1 protein-coding gene is annotated in these 565 nt (G+C 52.2%); it reads right to left on the bottom strand.

What is annotated here, in order from left to right:
* On the bottom strand, positions 1–565 hold a 565-nt coding region (locus ASC50_RS03440), incomplete at both ends, for a hypothetical protein (RefSeq protein ID WP_420885207.1).

Below are 565 nucleotides of genomic sequence, written 5' to 3'. Positions count from 1 at the left end.
GTGCGTTAAGCCGGTTGTTTTCATCACATCGGCATACGTGTCGTCCATTTTGGCTCCATCTCCGGCGAGTTTCCGGAAGGTCATAGACAATCCGGTGATGGCTGCCACTCCGGTAGCAGCCATACTGAAATATTTGTTAAAGCCATTGGATAAACGGGTAAGGCGTGATTCGGCAATTTGCGATTCGGCAGAGATGGTTTTCATTTCAAGTTTCACACGCTGGATGTTGGCTTGCAATTGGTTCCACTCTGCGGAGCCGCGTTTGAGGTCGGAAAACTGCAGCTGCTTATTGAGTTGCAAAAGCGTAGCGCGGAGTTCTTTGGGCTTAGCCGTGGACAGGTTATTGAGCACTTTGCCCACGTCCACCACGCCGCGCTGCAAGGCTTGGGTGGTTTTGACATTTTCGGACAGTTCTTTGCGCAGGGATTGTGCTAAGGCGGTGTTGCCGTCTTTGGCGGCTTTAGTGATGGCATCGCGCAGGCTGTCGGCTTTTTTCGTCAAGACGTCAATTTCCGACTGGGCGGCTTGTCCGTTAAGCAGGACGGTTAGGACTGCTGTTTCTTGC

Source organism: Candidatus Symbiothrix dinenymphae (assembly GCF_001431085.1).
The sequence above is the reverse complement of the archived record's forward strand: the minus strand, read 5'-3'. Positions and strand labels throughout refer to the sequence as shown.